The sequence below is a fragment of the Neisseria sp. P0009.S007 genome, from assembly GCF_051962515.1.
Genome location: NZ_JBQCVF010001227.1, coordinates 1 through 245 on the forward strand (window position 1 = coordinate 1; position 245 = coordinate 245).

General features: G+C 53.1%; 1 pseudogene. It reads right to left on the bottom strand.

Annotated features, from left to right (window positions below):
* Positions 1–245 (bottom strand): annotated as a pseudogene (locus tag ACTHS3_RS18400) (glycine--tRNA ligase subunit beta); the annotation flags it as partial.

Consider the following 245-nt stretch of genomic DNA (forward strand, 5'->3'; position numbering starts at 1 on the left):
TTTCGGCTGCAAACTTTGCGCGGCGGCGTACAGGGCTTTTTCTTCGTCTTGTTGCAGCAGGCTTTCATCGACTTCGCCCAACTCGGCATCGGCTTTTTTCAGCAGGTTTTGCACGCGTTTGTTGGCGGCGGCGAGCGCAGCGGCTTCGGGCAGTTGTTTGAATGCGGCAACGGCTTGCAGTTTGGCATGGAGATTATATAGCTTATGAAACCAAAGGCGTGCTCCCTCTTTACTTTCTTCAGGAT